This window comes from Hymenobacter sediminis (genome assembly GCF_003231285.1).
Lineage (GTDB): Bacteria > Bacteroidota > Bacteroidia > Cytophagales > Hymenobacteraceae > Hymenobacter > Hymenobacter sediminis.
Genome location: NZ_QKNS01000006.1, coordinates 347,285 through 363,311 on the forward strand (window position 1 = coordinate 347,285; position 16,027 = coordinate 363,311).

At 61.2% G+C, this 16,027-nt stretch carries 12 protein-coding genes; 10 read left to right on the forward strand and 2 right to left on the reverse strand.

The window, feature by feature from the left end; genetic code table 11:
* Positions 1 to 115 precede the first annotated feature (115 nt).
* A complete protein-coding gene (locus DNI29_RS17470; RefSeq protein WP_110979407.1) occupies positions 116 to 1,495 on the forward strand; it encodes a sensor histidine kinase in 1,380 nt (459 codons plus the stop codon).
* 154 nt (positions 1,496 to 1,649) lie between these two features.
* Here DNI29_RS17470 and DNI29_RS17475 read toward each other — a convergent pair whose 3' ends face one another.
* Positions 1,650 to 2,546 (reverse strand): methylated-DNA--[protein]-cysteine S-methyltransferase, encoded by an 897-nt coding sequence (locus DNI29_RS17475; protein ID WP_110979408.1) that lies wholly within the window; start codon positions 2,544 to 2,546, stop codon positions 1,650 to 1,652.
* Between the two features lie 204 nt (positions 2,547 to 2,750).
* Here DNI29_RS17475 and DNI29_RS17480 point away from each other — a divergent pair, with 204 nt between their 5' ends.
* From DNI29_RS17480 to DNI29_RS17520, 9 genes are all read left to right on the forward strand, one after another.
* Positions 2,751 to 3,026 carry a hypothetical protein gene (locus DNI29_RS17480; RefSeq protein WP_110979409.1) on the forward strand — a complete coding sequence of 92 codons (276 nt, stop codon included), beginning with the start codon at positions 2,751 to 2,753 and terminating at the stop codon, positions 3,024 to 3,026.
* Between the two features lie 174 nt (positions 3,027 to 3,200).
* On the forward strand, positions 3,201 to 4,349 hold the full coding sequence (locus DNI29_RS17485; protein ID WP_110979410.1) for an efflux RND transporter periplasmic adaptor subunit: 1,149 nt from the start codon (positions 3,201 to 3,203) through the stop codon (positions 4,347 to 4,349).
* A gap of 298 nt (positions 4,350 to 4,647) precedes the next feature.
* A complete protein-coding gene (locus DNI29_RS17490; RefSeq protein WP_110979411.1) occupies positions 4,648 to 7,815 on the forward strand; it encodes an efflux RND transporter permease subunit in 3,168 nt (1,055 codons plus the stop codon).
* Between the two features lie 295 nt (positions 7,816 to 8,110).
* Positions 8,111 to 9,607: an efflux transporter outer membrane subunit gene (locus tag DNI29_RS17495; protein WP_110979412.1), complete on the forward strand. Its 1,497-nt coding sequence runs from the start codon at positions 8,111 to 8,113 to the stop codon at positions 9,605 to 9,607.
* 146 nt (positions 9,608 to 9,753) lie between these two features.
* Positions 9,754 to 11,541, forward strand: a complete 1,788-nt coding sequence (locus DNI29_RS17500) for a S41 family peptidase (RefSeq protein WP_123823301.1) — start codon at positions 9,754 to 9,756, stop codon at positions 11,539 to 11,541.
* Between the two features lie 183 nt (positions 11,542 to 11,724).
* Positions 11,725 to 12,597: an aldo/keto reductase gene (locus DNI29_RS17505; protein ID WP_110979414.1), complete on the forward strand. Its 873-nt coding sequence runs from the start codon at positions 11,725 to 11,727 to the stop codon at positions 12,595 to 12,597.
* A 144-nt stretch (positions 12,598 to 12,741) separates the two neighbouring features.
* Positions 12,742 to 13,248 (forward strand): PPC domain-containing DNA-binding protein, encoded by a 507-nt coding sequence (locus tag DNI29_RS17510; protein WP_110979415.1) that lies wholly within the window; start codon positions 12,742 to 12,744, stop codon positions 13,246 to 13,248.
* A gap of 89 nt (positions 13,249 to 13,337) precedes the next feature.
* Positions 13,338 to 14,063 carry a M48 family metallopeptidase gene (locus DNI29_RS17515; RefSeq protein WP_110979416.1) on the forward strand — a complete coding sequence of 242 codons (726 nt, stop codon included), beginning with the start codon at positions 13,338 to 13,340 and terminating at the stop codon, positions 14,061 to 14,063.
* A gap of 304 nt (positions 14,064 to 14,367) precedes the next feature.
* The gene (locus tag DNI29_RS17520) at positions 14,368 to 14,793 is read left to right on the forward strand and encodes a DUF1810 domain-containing protein (protein ID WP_110979417.1); all 426 of its coding nucleotides are present in this window, start codon (positions 14,368 to 14,370) and stop codon (positions 14,791 to 14,793) included.
* 179 nt (positions 14,794 to 14,972) lie between these two features.
* Here the strand turns inward: DNI29_RS17520 and mgrA are convergent, their stop codons facing one another.
* The gene (gene mgrA / locus DNI29_RS17525) at positions 14,973 to 15,965 is read right to left on the reverse strand and encodes an L-glyceraldehyde 3-phosphate reductase (protein WP_110979418.1); all 993 of its coding nucleotides are present in this window, start codon (positions 15,963 to 15,965) and stop codon (positions 14,973 to 14,975) included.
* Positions 15,966 to 16,027 lie beyond the last annotated feature (62 nt).

Genomic DNA, 16,027 nt, shown 5'->3' on the forward strand with positions numbered 1-16,027 from the left:
CCCGAGGGTAATTACTACCCATGCGAAGCGGGAGAAGCGGTAGAGGTCCTTCGCGCTGCTCAGGATGACAGACGTTTTATAAACTCACCAATTCACTATCTCACCACCTCACCGTATGCTCATCCGCAACAAGCTGATTCTGCGCTTTACCCTGCTGGTAGTGGGCATTCAGCTGTGCTTTTCCATTTTTATCTACTATTTCCAGGCTACTACCCGGGAGCAGCGCTTTATCAACCGGCTAGCCGGCAAGGCCACCATGACGGCCCGCGTACTAGTGCGCCACGACAGCCTGAACCACGAGCTGCTGCGCACCATGCACCGCCGCGACTTATTCACGGTTCCGGGCGAGCAAATCAGTATTTACGGGCCCGGCCAGCACCTTATTTACACCAGTGCCGACAACCTCAGCCAGAAACTCAATTCCCGCTACCTAGAGCGGATTCGGCCCAACCGGCCGGTGCAGTTTACCGATGGGCCGCTGGAATCCATTGGGCTGTATTATGAGCGCAACGGGCAGCCGTACTGGATTTTCGCTGCGGGGCACGACGACTTCGGGCACCGGCAAATGGAGAAATTAGGCCTGATTCTGCTGGCTGCCAACCTCGGGGCGCTGGTGCTCATCATTCTGGCGGGCTGGTACTTCGCGGAGGAATCATTGAAGCCGATTTCGCGGATTATCGGCCAGGTAGAGCGCATTACGGCTTCGCGCTTGAATGCCCGGGTAGACGAGGGCAACGGCACCGACGAAATTGCCCAGCTGGCCCGCACCTTCAACCACATGCTGGTAGGCGTGGAGCAGGCTTTCGAGTCGCAGAAAAGCTTTCTGAGCAATGCTTCCCATGAGTTGCGCACGCCCCTGGCCTCGGTGCTGGGCACCCTGGAAACCGCCTACTCCTACGACACGGACCTGGCGGAAGCTAAACGCAGCATCAGCTCAGCCACCGAGGAAATCAAGAAGCTCATCGAGCTGACCAACGGCCTGCTGAGCTTGGCTAAGGTGACGGACGCCTCCCTGCGCCGCGACCCGGTTCGGCTGGACGAGTGCCTGACCCAGGCCATGGCCTCGTGCCAGGCCCGCTACCCCGACCGGGCGCTCAAACTTCACTTCGGGCTGCTGCCGCCTGAGGTGGAGGACATGTTTATGGTGCGCGGCAACGCCCAACTGCTCACCACGGCCCTACTCAACCTACTGGATAACGCCTGCAAATACTCGCACCAGGAGGTGCAGGTAGAGCTGGGCTACCCCTCCCCCGAAACTGTGCAGGTGCGCGTCACGGACTATGGTATTGGGATGGAGCCCCACGAACTGGCCCGCATTTATGAGCCTCTCTACCGGGCCGGCACCGACACCAACGCGCCTGGCTACGGCATCGGCCTGCCCATGACGCGCAAAATTGTGCTCCTGCACGGCGGCCGGATTGAGCTTCATTCAGAAGTGAATAAGGGCGCCACCGCCGTTGTACAGCTTCCGGCTGCCGAGGATGCGCAGGGATAGGCTCACGCTAGGGGGGTGTAGCCAGTAAAAGAAGGAACGATCATTCTGAGCTTGTCGAGGAATCTCGCGTGGTGAGGTTGTAATGCCATTAAGACGTTAGCATGCGAGATTCCTCGACAAGCTCGGAATGACCGGTCTTCTTGAGCAGGAAACGCTACCTGTTCACAGCCCCTAGCGCAAGCTCTGGCTCAGCCTGTCCCTGCAGGGCCTCCCGGCGGGCCGCCTCCCACCCCAGCAGCGCCTGCTTGCGAGCCAGTCCCCACCGGTACCCGCCGGGGCCGCCGTGCTGCTGAATGACCCGGTGGCACGGAATCAGGTACCCGACGGGGTTGGCCCCCACTGCGCCGCCTACCGCCTGGCTGGCCCGCGGCTGCCCAACGGCGGCGGCCACGTCGCGGTAAGAAACCAGCGCGCCCGTCGGAATCCGCAACAGGGCCTCCCACACTTTAATCTGGAAGTTGGTGCCTTTCAGTAGAAGTGGAAAAGCCTGTTTAGAGGTAGGCTCAGGAGTAAATAGCTGCCGGGCCACGGCGCTGGTTTCCGCCTCCGCAAGTTGCAGGGTGGCCTGGGGCCAGGTGAGACGAAGCTGAGCCAGAGCTGCCTCTCGCTCGGTGGCTGCCTGAAAGGTAAGGCCACAGATGCCGCGGTCGGTAAGGCTGAGCAGGCACTCCCCGAAAGGCGTGGGGTGAAAGCCGTAGCGGATGGTTAGGCCAGCAGCCTGGGCGCGGTACTCGGCCGGCGTCAGGGCCTCGTAGGTCACGAACAGGTCGTGGAGGCGGCTGGTACCGGAGAGGCCTGCCTGGTAGGTAGCGGCCAGCACGTCGCCGGATTCCAGGAGCACCTGCCGGGCGTATTCCTTGGTCAGAAAGCGCAGAAACCGTTGGGGGCTGGTGCCCGCCCAGCGCCCAAACAGGCGGTTGAAGTGAAACGGACTCAGGTGGACGTGCGCGGCAATTTCGTCCAGGGTTGGGTGGGCGGTGAAGTGCTGGGCAATGTAGGCAATGGCCTGCTCCACGCGGGCATAATCCAGGTCGGCTTGGGCAAGAGACATAGCAGGCAGCGGTTACGGTACTGGGCAAAAGTACCTACCCCTTGGGCCTGGTTCAATCCGGTTCTTGCGCAGTTGTGGGCTGGCAGGGGGTAGCGCGTAGGCGGCCTTCCGGGCGGAGCCCCGTCACCAGAGGTATAGCTGCCTTTTAACATCTTCTAATTCGTTTCTCATACCGTTTTAATCTCACCGGGCGTGCTTTGCGCCATGGCTGGACTTCCTATTTCATCTTCCGCCTCGCGTAACCGGCTGCTGGTATGGCTGCTGTTGGGCACGCTGTTGCTCTCAACAGGCCTAAACCTCTACCTGCTGTTCCGGGGCCCGGAGTATGCCCTCGACTACCAACTCGATGAACCTCTTTCAGAGCTGGTTACGGAAGTAGAGCTGCAGCAGGTACGCCGTGCTCTGGCCGAGTGCCAAGCGGGCCACTCCCTCGCCACCGACACCTTGTCTACCGCTTCGGCCGCTGGCATCAGTCCCTGACGGGGCAGCCTAGGGGCTCCGCAGCGGTTTTGGCGGTTAGTGCTTGCTCAGCGGCTTTCGTGTAAAACTCCTGCTTTTAATGTTTTCTAATCTCAGCCTCACTTCGCTTTAATACCGGCGGGTGAGTTTTGCCGGATAAGCTCTCTACCTGTGTCTTTTCCTCAGCACCTTCCTATGCCTTCTTCCCTCCTGAAACCCTTCTGCTGGCTTCTGCTTCCGCTGGCCTCGGCTGCTTTGGCCGGCTGCGGCGCCAATACCCAGGCCGAAACCACCAAAGCAGAGGCTCCGCCTACCCTACCCATCACCCAACTCACGGCCCGCGACACCATCCTGACCCACGACTACGTGGCCGACATTCAGGCGGTGCAGAACGTGGAAATCCGGGCGCGGCTGGAAGGGTTTCTGGAGCAGATTTACGTGGATGAGGGCCAAGCCGTGCGCAAAGGCCAGCCCTTGTTCCGCATCAATGACACGGAGTACAAAAGCCGCCTGAGCCGCGCCAAAGCGGCCCTGAGCAGCGCCGAAGCTGCCGCCCGGGTAGCTCGCCTGGAACTGGAACGGGTAAAGCTGCTGACGGATAAAAACATCATTTCTAAGACGGAGCTGGAGGTAGCTCAGGCCAAGTACCACGCCGCCCAGGCCGACATTCAGCAAGCCCGCTCCACGGCTGCCAACGCCGCCCTGATGCTATCCTACACCCTGGTGCGCGCCCCGTTTGACGGTGTCATCAACCGGATTCCGCTGAAAATGGGCAGCGTGATTGAGGATGGCACCTTACTTACTACCGTTTCGGACATCGACGAGGTGTTTGCCTACTTCAACGTGTCGGAGGCTGAGTACCTAGAGTACGTGAAGAAAAGCAAGCGCGACTCGGCCCGGAGCACCAACGTGGCCCACCTGCTGCTCGCCGACGGCTCTACGTACCCCGTGAAGGGCAAGGTAGAAACCGTGGAAAGCCAGTTCCAGGCCAATACCGGCTCCATTGCCTTCCGGGCCCGCTTCGATAACCCCCAGCAGCTCTTGCGCCACGGGGCCAGCGGCAAGGTGCGCCTGAGCAACACGGTAGAAGATGCCGTGCTGGTACCTCAGAAATCGGTGTTCGAGATTCAGGACAAGAACTACGTGTTCATGGTGGATAAGCAGGGCCGCGTGAAGCAGCACGCCTTCCAGCCCCAAACCCGCCTCTCCGACTTCTACGTGGTAAAAACCGGCCTCAAAAGCGGCGACAACATCGTCTATGAAGGCGTCCAGGACCTGCGCGACGGCACCATCATCAAGCCCCAGCCCGTGGCCATGGACGATTTGATTCAAGAATCGAGGTAGGCTCTTTCTGGTTCCTCAATGAAACTAGAAGCTAGGCTAGCAACTAGCTCCCCTCCTCAGATGAGGAGGGGTTGGGGGTGGTTGAGAGTCTAGAGTTAGAAACTAGAGCTAGAGGATGTGCAACGAGAAGTCAACCACCCCCAACCCCTCCTCATCTGAGGAGGGGAGCTAGTTGCTAGTCTTAGTCCGTCCCTACCTGAGTCGCAGGCCACCGGTCGCGCCTATTTCATCCAGAGCTAACTCTAGCCTCAGCGCCACCCATCCCTACCCATCCTACCCTCCCGATACTCCCCAACCTATGCTTGCACTCTTCATTCGCCGGCCGGTTCTCTCGCTGGTGATTTCCCTGTTTATCACCTTCCTGGGCGGGCTGGCGCTATTCTCGCTGCCCATTACCCAGTTCCCGGATATCGTGCCGCCCTCGGTGACGGTAACGGCCCGCTACACCGGCGCCAACGCCGAGGTGTGCGCCAAGGCCGTGGCTACTCCGCTGGAGCGCGCCATCAACGGGGTGCCGGGCATGACCTATATGTCGTCGGTGAGCAGCAACAGCGGCCTGACGGTGATAACCGTGTTTTTCCAGGTGGGCACCGACCCCGACCTGGCGGCCGTGAACGTGCAGAACCGGGTGCAAACCATCATCGACGAGCTGCCGGAGGAGGTAATTCGGGCGGGGGTAAGCACCGAGAAGGAGGTAAACAGCATGCTGCTCTACCTCAACGTGATGAGCGAAGACCCCAAGGTGAACGAGAAGTTCATCTACAACTTTGCCGACATCAACGTGCTGCAGGAGCTCAAGCGCATCAACGGGGTAGGCTTTGCTGAAATCATGGGCCAACGCGAGTACTCCATGCGCGTGTGGCTGCAGCCCGACCGCATGGTGGCCTACAATGTATCGGCGGAGGAAGTGGTGGAAGCCATCCGGGCCCAGAACGTGGAGGCGGCGCCGGGTAAATCGGGGGAAAGCTCGGGCCAGGATGCCCAGATGCTGCAGTACGTACTGCGCTACACCGGCAAGCTCTTCGAGCCCAAGCAGTACGAGGACATTGTGCTGCGGGCCAACCCCGATGGCTCGGTGCTGCGCCTCAAGGACGTGGCCCAGGTGAAGTTCGACGTGCTCAGCTACGGCATGGTGTCCAAGATTGACGGCAAGCCCTCGGCGGCCATCATGCTCAAGCAGCGCCCCGGCTCCAACGCTTCCGATGTAATCAAACAGGTGAAGGAGCGCATGGCCGAGTTGAAGCAAACGTCCTTCCCGCCCGGCATGACCTACAACGTGGCCTACGACGTGTCGCGCTTCCTCGATGCTTCTATTCATGAGGTGTTGCGGACCCTGGTGGAGGCCTTCCTGCTGGTGTTTGTGGTGGTGTACCTGTTCCTGCAGGACTGGCGTTCTACCCTCATTCCGGCCCTGGCCGTGCCGGTGGCCCTGGTGGGTACGCTGTTCTTCATGCAGCTGCTGGGCTTCTCTATCAACCTGCTCACGCTGTTTGCCCTGGTGCTGGCCATTGGTATTGTGGTTGATAACGCCATTGTGGTGGTGGAGGCCGTGCACGCCAAAATGCACGAAAAGCACCTTTCCGCCATGAACGCCACCCTGGAAGCCATGTCGGAAATCGGGGGCGCCATTGTGGCTATTACCCTGGTAATGTCGGCGGTATTCGTACCGGTTTCGTTCATGGAAGGGCCGGTGGGCGTGTTCTACCGCCAGTTCTCGCTCACGCTGGCTATTTCCATCGTCATTTCGGGGGTGAATGCCCTGACCTTGACGCCCGCCCTGTGTGCCCTGCTGCTCAAGCCCGTGGAACACCACGAGGGTAAGAAACAGGGGCTGATGGACCGGTTTTTTGCCGGCTTCAACCGCCGCTATGAGGCCCTGGCCACCCGCTACCAGTGGCTGGTGCGCACGGTGGCTAACCGCCGCATCATCACCATTGGCTTGCTCATCGGCTTCTGTCTGGCTACCTGGGGCGTGAACTCCATCCTGCCCGCTGGCTTCATCCCGACCGAAGACCAGGGCATGATTTACGTGAACGTGACCACGCCGCCTGGCGCCACCGTGGAGCGCACCGAAAAAGTACTGGATGAAATCCAGAAGGTAGCGGCCAAGCTGGGCCCGGTAGAATCGGTGTCGACGCTGGCCGGCTACAGCCTCATGAATGAGGTAGCGGGTGCCTCCTACGGCATGGGCATGATTAACCTTAAGACCTGGGACGACCGCAAGGAATCGGTAACCGACCTGATTGCCCAGCTCAACGAGCAAACCAAGCACCTCCACGACGCCGACATCCAGTTTTTCCCGCCGCCTACCGTGCCCGGCTTCGGTAACTCCAGCGGCTTCGAGCTGCGCCTGCTGGATAAAACCGGCCGCGGCGACCTGCCCGCCACCGCCAAGGTAGCCAACGAATTCATCACAGCCCTCACCAACACCCCGGCCGTGGGCGGGGCCTTCACCGGCTTCGACGCCAGCTTCCCCCAGTACCTCATCCACGTCGATCAGGACCAGGCGGCCAAAAAGGGCGTGACGGTGGACAAGGCCATGAGTACTCTGCAAACCCTGATGGGCTCGTTCTACGCCTCCAACTTTATCCGCTTCGGGCAGATGTACAAGGTGATGGTGCAGGCCGCGCCCGGCTACCGCACCAGCCCAGAGGACGTGCTGAAGATGTACGTGAAAAACGACCGGAACGAGATGGTGCCCTACTCCAGCTTCGTGCGCCTGGAGCGCGTGTACGGCCCCGAGCAGCTCACCCGCTACAACATGTACACCTCGGCCATGCTCAACGGCGACGCGGCCCCCGGCTTCTCCTCCGGCGACGTGATTAAGACCATTGAGGAGGTAGCGGCCAAGGAGCTGCCCCGCGGCTACAGCTACGAGTGGAGCGGCATGACTCGGGAGCAAATCCTGAGCGGTGACCAGGCCATCTACGTGTTTGCGGTGGTGCTCTTGTTCGTGTACCTGTTGCTGGCGGCTCAGTACGAAAGCTTCCTGCTACCCCTCCCGGTTATCCTGAGCCTGCCCACCGGCATCTTCGGCGCCTTCCTGTTCCTGAAGCTGCTGGGCCTGGAAAACAACATCTACGCCCAGGTTTCGCTGGTCATGCTCATTGGTCTGCTGGGCAAGAATGCTATTCTCATTATTGAGTTTGCAGTGCTCAAGCGCAAGGAAGGCCTCTCGGCCCTGGAAGCGGCCGTGCAGGGCGGCTATTCTCGCCTGCGCCCCATCCTGATGACCTCCTTCGCCTTCATTGCCGGCCTGATTCCCCTGACCATTGCTACCGGGGCCGGTGCCCTGGGCAACCGCTCCATCGGCACGGCCGCGGCGGGCGGCATGTTCATCGGCACCCTGTTCGGCGTAATTCTGATTCCGGGCCTCTACGTGCTGTTTTCAGGCCGGGATAAGAAGGAAAAGAAGCGCAAGCAGCTCGCCGAACCCACCGAAACCCTGGAACCCGCCCACGCTTAAAGAACGTGGCTCCCCTCCTCAGATGATTCCGCGCATCAAGCGGCGAGGGGTTGGGGGTGGTCGATGATGACAGAACAAAATCGTTGTCATGCTGAGCGGAGTCGAAGCATCTCTCCCTCTGGCTAATCAATAGCACCAGCAACGTCAGCACGCGAGATGCTGCGGCTGCGCATCCTGGCTTGCTGCGCCACATGCTCAGCATGACAAGCGCGAGTCGTCCTACCCCCATCAACCACCCCTCCTCTCCAAGGAGGGGAACCAGATTTTAGCTTTTAGCTCTAGCCTCGCTAGTCCCATGACCTTACCAAACCCGATACGCCCCCTCACCCACCGTGTACTACCGGCCCTGGCCGCGCTAGCCCTGGCCGCCAGCTGCCGGGTAGCGGCGCCCACCGTGCAGCCCACGGCGGCCACCATGCCGGCAACTTTCCCGACCACCGCCGCTACCACTGATTCTACTTCGTTAGCCGATCAGCCCTGGCGGCAGTTTTTCGGGGACCCGAACCTGGTGGGGCTGATTGATACGGCCCTGCAAGCCAACCCCGATTTGCGCACGGCCATTCAGCGTATTGAAATTGCGCGGGCCAACCTGCAAGTGCAGCGCGGGGCCCTGCTGCCGACTGTAAATGGGGTAGCCAGCGCCGGCGTAGAGAAGTTCGGTGATTACACCCTCAACGGCATCGGCAACTACGACACCAACCTTTCGCCCAACATTGAGGGTAGGCAGCGCATCCCCAACCCTACCCCCGATTTCTTTCTGGGCCTGCGCAGCTCCTGGGAGCTGGACCTCTGGGGCAAGCTGCGCCAGCGTCGGCAGGCCGCTTACCTGCGGGTGCTGGCCTCCGAGAAAGGTCGGCACTTGGTAGAAACGGCCTTGGTGTCTGAAGTAGCGCGGCTGTATTTCAACCTGCTGGGGCTGGATAACGAACTGGCCGTGCTGAATAAAAACCAGCGCCTGCAGGAGCGCGCCCTGGAAATTGTGAAGGTGCAGAAGCAAGCCGGCCGCGCCAACGAGCTGGCGGTGCAGCAGTTCACGGCTCAGCTGCTACGCACCCGTAGCCTGGAAGCCGAGGCCCAGCAGCGCATTGCCGCTTCCGAAAACGAGCTGAACCGCCTGCTCGGCCGCTACCCCCAGCGCATTGCCCGGGGCCTACCCATTCTGCAGCAGCCCCTGCCCACCCAGGTACAGGCCGGCCTGCCCGCCAGTATGCTCCTGCGCCGCCCCGATGTGCAACAGGCCGAGCTAGAGCTAGTAGCGGCCCGCGCCGATGTATCGGCGGCCCGTGCGGCCTTCCTGCCCTCGCTCACGCTCACGCCCTTTATCGGCGTGAATGCCTACCGCGCCTCGGTGCTGTTTAACTCTCCCGGCTCCCTGGCCTACGGGCTGCTGGCCGGCTTGAGCGCCCCCCTGATCAACCGCAACGGCCTGAAAGCCGACCTGCGCCGCTCGGCCGCCGAGCAGCAGATTGCCTACAACGACTACCAGAAAGCGGTGCAAACCGGCTTCGAGGAAGTAAGCACCAGCCTGCGCGGCATTGGCAACTACCAGCGCATGTTTGAGCTGCAGCAGCAGGAAGTAGAAGCCTTGAACAAGGCCGTGAGCGTGTCCGATGACCTGTACAAGGCCAACTACGCCTCTTACTTGGAGGTAGTTACCGCCCAGCGCAGCGTACTGGATGCCGAGCTGAACCTGACCAACACCCGCCGCCAACAGTTCCTGCTGCTCATCGACCTCTACCGAGGCCTGGGTGGTGGCTGGACGCCCGCACCGGCCGCGGAGCCTCAACGGTAGTTACTATAGTCTACAGCAAAACGGCCGGCCTCGTCAGCTGACGAAAGCCGAAGAGCAGCAGGGCTTTTCTTGGGCATCTGCGCCGTTATTGCAACCTTACCGGGGTAGTGGTACTCTTTTCGGAGCATCACTACCCCGGTTTATTTTTGCTACGCTCTATCTGCCTGCTGCTGGCGCTGGTGCCTCTTACAGCCGCCGCGGCCCCCTCTCCGCTACCCCGCTCGCCCCGCGAAACCCGCAACCTCACGGCCCTAATCAAGCTAGTGGGCGACGTGAAATACTTCTACCCCAACCGCCACACGGCCCGCCTGAGCTGGGAAACCGTGCTGGTGCGCAGCATTCCGGCCGTGCGCCGGGCCCCTACCGATGCCGCCCTGGCCCGCACCCTCGACAGCTTGCTTCGGCCCCTGGCCCCGGAAGTACGCATCCAGGTAGTGCCCGCGGCCGCCCCGGTTCCGGCGGCACCCTTACCGGCTGCCCCGGCTTACTATTTCTGGGAGCACCACGGGTTAGGGCTCGATAAAACTGGCCTGCCGGTGGTGCGGGTGATGATGCGCCTGGCCGGTCTGCCCTACGCCAGTGCTATCCGGGAGGAACCAAAGGCAGTGGTGGACAGCCTGTTCCCTGGCGGCCAGCACCAGTACGTAGCCGCCCTCACCGATTCCGTGCGCCTGGTGCTACCCCTCGTGCTGACTCAAACCCAATACCGGCAGCCGCTGCAGCGCCAACAGGGGCGCCGGGTCCGGCGGCTTATGCCATCCGAGTCCTCCCACCAGCTGGCTACCGTGATGCTTACCTGGAACATTGTTCAGCACTTCTATCCCTACCGCGAGGTGCTGGCCGAGGCGCAGTGGGAGGCCGCCCTACCCCTGGCATTGCAACAAGCCGCTAACACGACTACCCAAGCAGAGCTTTTGCAGGCGTGCCGGGTTCTACTGGCCCGCTTGCCTGACCGCCATGTGCGCATGAGCCCCAAAACCCGCACCGGCCTTTCCATTGTACCACCGCCCTGGGCCCTGCAGCTAGCCTGGGTCGAAGGGCAAGTGGTGGTGCGCCAGTCGCCACAACGGCTGTGGCCGGCGTTGGCACCGGGCACGGTGGTAACGCAAGTCAGCGGCCGCCCCGTAGCTGAGCTTCTGACCCAACTTGAGGGCACCATTCCGGCCACCAGCCCCGTAGTGGCCCGGCAATTAGCCACCGAAGCCCTGCTATCTGAACTGGCAGCCATGGCGCCCACCACAAACCTAACCCTGCAGGACAGCTCAAGGGCTTTGTATTCCTATCCCCTCGCTTTCAAAACCGCGAAGGGCAGCCTGTACCAGTTGCCGCCGGTGCGGGAGGTAGCTCCCGGCTGCTTTTACCTGGATGCCGCCCGCCTGCGCTACGCAGATTTCCGGCGGGCCTTACCCCAACTGCAGGCGGCGCGGGCCTTGGTGGTGGATATCCGCCAGCGCCCTACCTACGATTTGCTGCGGATACTACCTCACTTCTCCCCTCAGCCCCTTCTGCCCGATAGCACGGCTACCCCCGTGCTTCGGCAACCCAATTTCTACCACGCCACTTTTCGCGGAGCCGCCGCCCGGTCCCAAGCGCCGCAACTGCCGCTCCTCCCGGCTCCAAAGGCCTTCTTGGTGGGCCCGCACACCTACAGTTACGGCGAAACCATTGCGGAGCTGGTGCATCGTCACCAGCTGGGGCTTTTGGTAGGCCAGCCTACTGGCGGCACGAACGGGGAAATGAACTTTGCGGCTGTGGGCCGTGCCTACCTGCTCAGCTGGACGGGGCGGCGGGTTATGCATCGGGGGGTAGGGTATCAGGGCACCGGCATTGCGCCAGACATTTTGGTTACGCCTACACGGCAAAACATCCGGCTGGGGCAGGACGCTGAGTTGGCCCGAGCTCTAGAGTTGCTACAGTCAGCTGCGCCCCGGTAGCACACGAAGAATAAGCACAGATACGGGTACTACCGCGTATCGAACCAGAGGAGTTAGCCTTCCTAGCAAGCTGAACTACAGGGCCCTTTCAGGTGAACTGTGGGCTAACAGAATCTGGGGAAGGGCTCAACACCGGCGGCCTGCCCCGCGTATTTCCTGCGTCCACCACCAACCACCTTTCTCATGGCTACTTCCCCTTCTCCTGCCACTACCTTCCGCCTGGGTGGCGATTTGACCATCAACCGCATGGGCTACGGCGCCATGCGCATCACCGGCGACGGTATCTGGGGGCCACCCCAGGACCACGACGAAGCCATCCGGGTACTACAGCGGGCCGTGGAGCTGGGCATCACCTTCATTGACACCGCCGACAGCTACGGCCCCAACGTATCGGAGGAGCTAATTGCCGAAGCCCTGCACCCCTATAAGGCGGGGCTGATTATTGGCACCAAGGGCGGGCTGCTGCGCACCGGCCCCAACCAATGGCCCATTGACGCCAGCCCCAAGCACCTGCGCGAGGCCCTGGAAGGTAGTCTGCAGCGCCTCAAACTTGATAAGATTGACCTCTACCAGCTGCACCGAGTTGACCCCGAAGTGCCCTTTGAGCAAACCCTGGAGTTTCTGCAGCAGGTGCAGGAGGAAGGCTTGGTGAAACACATTGGCCTCTCGGAAGTAACCGTGGAGCAGATTCAGCAGGCCCAGCAGTACGTGAAAGTAGTGTCGGTGCAGAACATGTACAGCGTGGACAACCGCAAGTGGGAGGCCGAGCTGAACTTCTGCGAGAAAAATGGCATGGCCTTTATTCCGTGGTATCCGCTGGCTGGCGGCAATGAAGAGGCCCTGAGCAAGCTGACCAAAATTGGGCAGAAGTATAACGCCAGCAAGCAACAGGTGGCCCTAAGCTGGCTGCTGCACCGCTCCCCCAACATCCTTCTGATTCCGGGCACCTCCAAGGTGAAGCACTTGGAAGAAAACGTGCAGGCCGCTTCCCTAGCCCTCACCCTCGACGACATGGCCGAGCTGGAAAACCTCGGCGGCTCTTCGGACCCGGAATAAGCCGCCCACTGTAACCTCAAGCCCGGTTCGTACGAAGCACTACCGTAGTTCTTCGTATGAACCGGGCTTTTTCGTGGCTGCCCACGTTGGCAGTGACTACGAAAATGCCTCTACCCTTTCTTTTTCCCTACCCCCTTCTCAGCTATGAACCACTTTCTTTTCACGAGCCTCGCGCTAAGTGCGAGCTTGTTGGCGCACGCGGCCACCGGACAAACGGCCGCCAAACCCGCCGCACCCAAGTACGTGCGCACGCCCACCGGCTTTCTGATGGTGCTGCGCCAGGGCGACAATGTGCTGCAGGAATTAGAGCAGCTGACTACCCGGGAAAAGATTCCGGGGGCCAGTTTGGCCGGCATCGGGTTTGGGCACCCTACGTTCGGCTTCTGGAACGCTCAGACCAAAACCTACGACCCCAAAGCCTTCCGCGACGTGGAAATGGCCAGCCTCACCGGCAGCATAGCCTGGAAGGAAGGCAAGCCAGCCCTGCACCTGCACGGCGTAGCCGCCGACAAAACGTTTGCCACCGTTGGGGGCCATATTCTGGCGCTGGAAGTGGGCACGGGCTCCATGGAAATTACCGTAACTGTGCACCAGCAGCGACAGATCCGGGAAATAGATGAGCGCAACGGGGCCACGGTGATGAGCTGGTAAAGTCCCTGCACCCACTAATCGGTAGCGGCGGCGTGCGTACCTTGCGTAGTGGTTGGGCCGCCTTTATCTGGCCTGACTGCCGTGTTTAGATGAGTAAAACCATACAGATTGGCGAGTTGGCCGTGGAAGTAGTGCGTAAGGCCATCCGGACCATGCGCGTAACAGTGTATCCGCCGGAAGGCCGGGTGCGCGTGGCTGTACCCTTGCGCCTACCCGAGGAAACCCTGCATCAGTTTGTCCTTTCCCGCCAAGATTGGATTAAGAAGCACCAGGCGCGGTTTGCCGCCCTACCCCCGCCCGCGGCCCTAACCTATTGCACCGGCGAAACGCACTTCTACCAGGGCCGCCCCTACGAGCTACGGGTGCATGCCACCACCAACCGCCCCCGCGTGGTTCTCACCGAAGAGCACCTGGACCTGCACGTAGCGGAATCGGCTACCGATGAGGAGCGCGCCGCCGTACTCAGCGCCTGGTACCGCGCCCGCCTGAAAGAGCAGATTCCGGCGTTGCTAGCTCACTGGGAGCCGCTTGTGGGTGCGCGGGCTGAGGCTTGGGGCGTGAAGCAGATGCGCACCCGCTGGGGCACCTGCAACATTGGAGCCCGCCGCATCTGGCTGAGTCTGGAGCTAGCCAAAAAGCCTCCGGGTTGCCTTGCGTACGTGGTGGTGCACGAGCTGGTACACCTGCACGAGCGCCTGCACAACGCCCGCTTCTGGGGCCTGATGGACCAGTTCATGCCCGACTGGCGCCAGCATAAAGCCGCCCTGCAAGCCAACCCCACCGGCCAGCAACCCACCGGCGACGACGCAGACTAAACTTAAGTGGGATAAGCAGCACTGAGGCAGGCCAGCCGAGGGAGTTGAGCGAGAAATAAACGAACGTCATGTCGAGCTGGTCGAGACATCTTGCGTGCTGATGGTGGAGTAGCAATCAGACGTCAGCACGCGAGCTGTCTCGACCAGCTCGACATGGCCGTCTTTTAATATTCACAACCAGGGCTTTATCACCTAGCTACTCCAGTCCCTACCCCTCCCTGGTTATCAAACCCGCTGCTCGCCACGGCGCTGTCGGCCGCCGGTGCGTACATACGCCCAGTGTGTACTCTATAACTGCAAGGGCATGGCCTCAACAACCGATTTGCAACGCTTTCTGGACGCCCAGCGCACGGATTACCCAGTAGCGTTGGCCGAAATAAAAAATGGCCGCAAGCGCAGCCACTGGATGTGGTACATCTTCCCCCAAATCCGAGGCCTGGGCTTCAGCGAAACCTCAAAGTTCTACGCTATCTGGGACCGCGCCGAAGCGGAGGCCTTTCTCCAACACCCCGTACTAGGGCCGCGCCTGCTGGAAATATCCCGGGCCCTGCTCGACCTCCCCGGCACCAACGCCACCGCCATCTTCGGCAGCCCCGATGATGTGAAGCTGAAATCCTCCATGACGCTGTTTTCCTGCGTGCCCAACGCCGACCCCGTCTTTGACCAAGTGCTGGACAAATTTTTCCACGGCGACCCCGACGGCAAAACCCTACAGCAGCTTAGCCGCTGAGCTGCTCGCTCTTTCAGCAACTAGATGCCTCGCTAGAACTGTCATGCTTGATCTGGCGTCCGCCCCGCGAAGCATTTTTACCGCTAACTTCCTACGTGAGGATGTAAGGGTAGAGATGCTTCGCGGGGCGGACGCCAGATCAAGCATGACAGACGGTTTGAGCAGAATAGTCCTGCTTCCTACCCCTGCAAAATTCCTTCAATCCGTGCCAGTTCTTCCGCGCTGAATTGTAGGTTGTCCAGGCAGCGCAGGGAGTCGGAGAGCTGGTCGGGTTTGCTGGCGCCGATGAGTACGGACGTTACTCGCTCGTCGCGCAGAATCCAGCTTAGGGCCATTTGAGCCAGACTTTGGCCGCGCTCCTGGGCCAGGGCGTTGAGCTGCTGCACCTGGTTCATGCGCTCGGGCGTAAGCTGGTTTTCGGTGAGGAAGCCTACCCCCTTGGCCACGCGCGAATCCTCGGGGATGCCGTGCAGGTACTTGTCCGTGAGCAGGCCCTGGGCCAGGGGCGAAAACGGGATGCACCCTACCCCTTCCTCGCCCAGCAAGTCCAGCAACCCGTCTTCCACCCACCGCTCGAACATGGAGTACTTGGGCTGGTGAATCAGGCAGGGCGTGCCCAGCTCGCGCAGAATCCGCATGGCCTCGGCGGCCTCCTGGGGCTGGTAGTTGCTGATGCCCACGTACAGGGCCTTGCCCTGGCGCACTACTTGGTCGAGGGCGCCCATGGTTTCCTCCAGGGGCGTATCGGGGTCGGGTCGGTGAGAATAGAAGATGTCCACGTACTCCAGCTTCATGCGCTTCAGACTCTGGTCGAGGCTGGAAATAAGGTACTTGCGCGAACCCCACTCGCCGTAGGGCCCTTCCCACATGTGGTAGCCGGCCTTGGTGGAGATGATGAGTTCGTCGCGGTAGCCGCGGAAATCCTCTTTCAGGATGCGGCCGAAGTTGATTTCCGCCGAGCCGGGAGGCGGACCGTAGTTGTTGGCCAGGTCAAAGTGGGTCACGCCGCTGTCGAAGGCCCGGTGCAGGGTAGACCGGAAGTTCTGGAGCACGTCCACGTCGCCGAAGTTGTGCCAGAGGCCCAAGGACACGGCCGGCAGCTTCAGGCCGCTGCGGCCGCAGCGGCGGTACTGCATGGAGGAATAGCGGGTAGGGCTTGGTTGGTAGGGCATGGGTAGGAAAGGGTAGATACCGTTAGGGCGGCAAGTACGCAGGAAGCCGGAAATACTTCGTA

What these genes read in the sequence shown, in the direction of transcription:
- DNI29_RS17470 (WP_110979407.1), top strand. Translation starts at nt 116, where the DNA reads ATGCTCATCCGCAACAAGCTGATTCTGCGCTTTACCCTGCTGGTAGTG.
- DNI29_RS17475 (WP_110979408.1), bottom strand. Translation starts at nt 2,546, where the DNA reads ATGTCTCTTGCCCAAGCCGACCTGGATTATGCCCGCGTGGAGCAGGCC.
- DNI29_RS17480 (WP_110979409.1), top strand. Translation starts at nt 2,751, where the DNA reads ATGGCTGGACTTCCTATTTCATCTTCCGCCTCGCGTAACCGGCTGCTG.
- DNI29_RS17485 (WP_110979410.1), top strand. Translation starts at nt 3,201, where the DNA reads ATGCCTTCTTCCCTCCTGAAACCCTTCTGCTGGCTTCTGCTTCCGCTG.
- DNI29_RS17490 (WP_110979411.1), top strand. Translation starts at nt 4,648, where the DNA reads ATGCTTGCACTCTTCATTCGCCGGCCGGTTCTCTCGCTGGTGATTTCC.
- DNI29_RS17495 (WP_110979412.1), top strand. Translation starts at nt 8,111, where the DNA reads ATGACCTTACCAAACCCGATACGCCCCCTCACCCACCGTGTACTACCG.
- DNI29_RS17505 (WP_110979414.1), top strand. Translation starts at nt 11,725, where the DNA reads ATGGCTACTTCCCCTTCTCCTGCCACTACCTTCCGCCTGGGTGGCGAT.
- DNI29_RS17510 (WP_110979415.1), top strand. Translation starts at nt 12,742, where the DNA reads ATGAACCACTTTCTTTTCACGAGCCTCGCGCTAAGTGCGAGCTTGTTG.
- DNI29_RS17515 (WP_110979416.1), top strand. Translation starts at nt 13,338, where the DNA reads ATGAGTAAAACCATACAGATTGGCGAGTTGGCCGTGGAAGTAGTGCGT.
- DNI29_RS17520 (WP_110979417.1), top strand. Translation starts at nt 14,368, where the DNA reads ATGGCCTCAACAACCGATTTGCAACGCTTTCTGGACGCCCAGCGCACG.
- mgrA (WP_110979418.1), bottom strand. Translation starts at nt 15,965, where the DNA reads ATGCCCTACCAACCAAGCCCTACCCGCTATTCCTCCATGCAGTACCGC.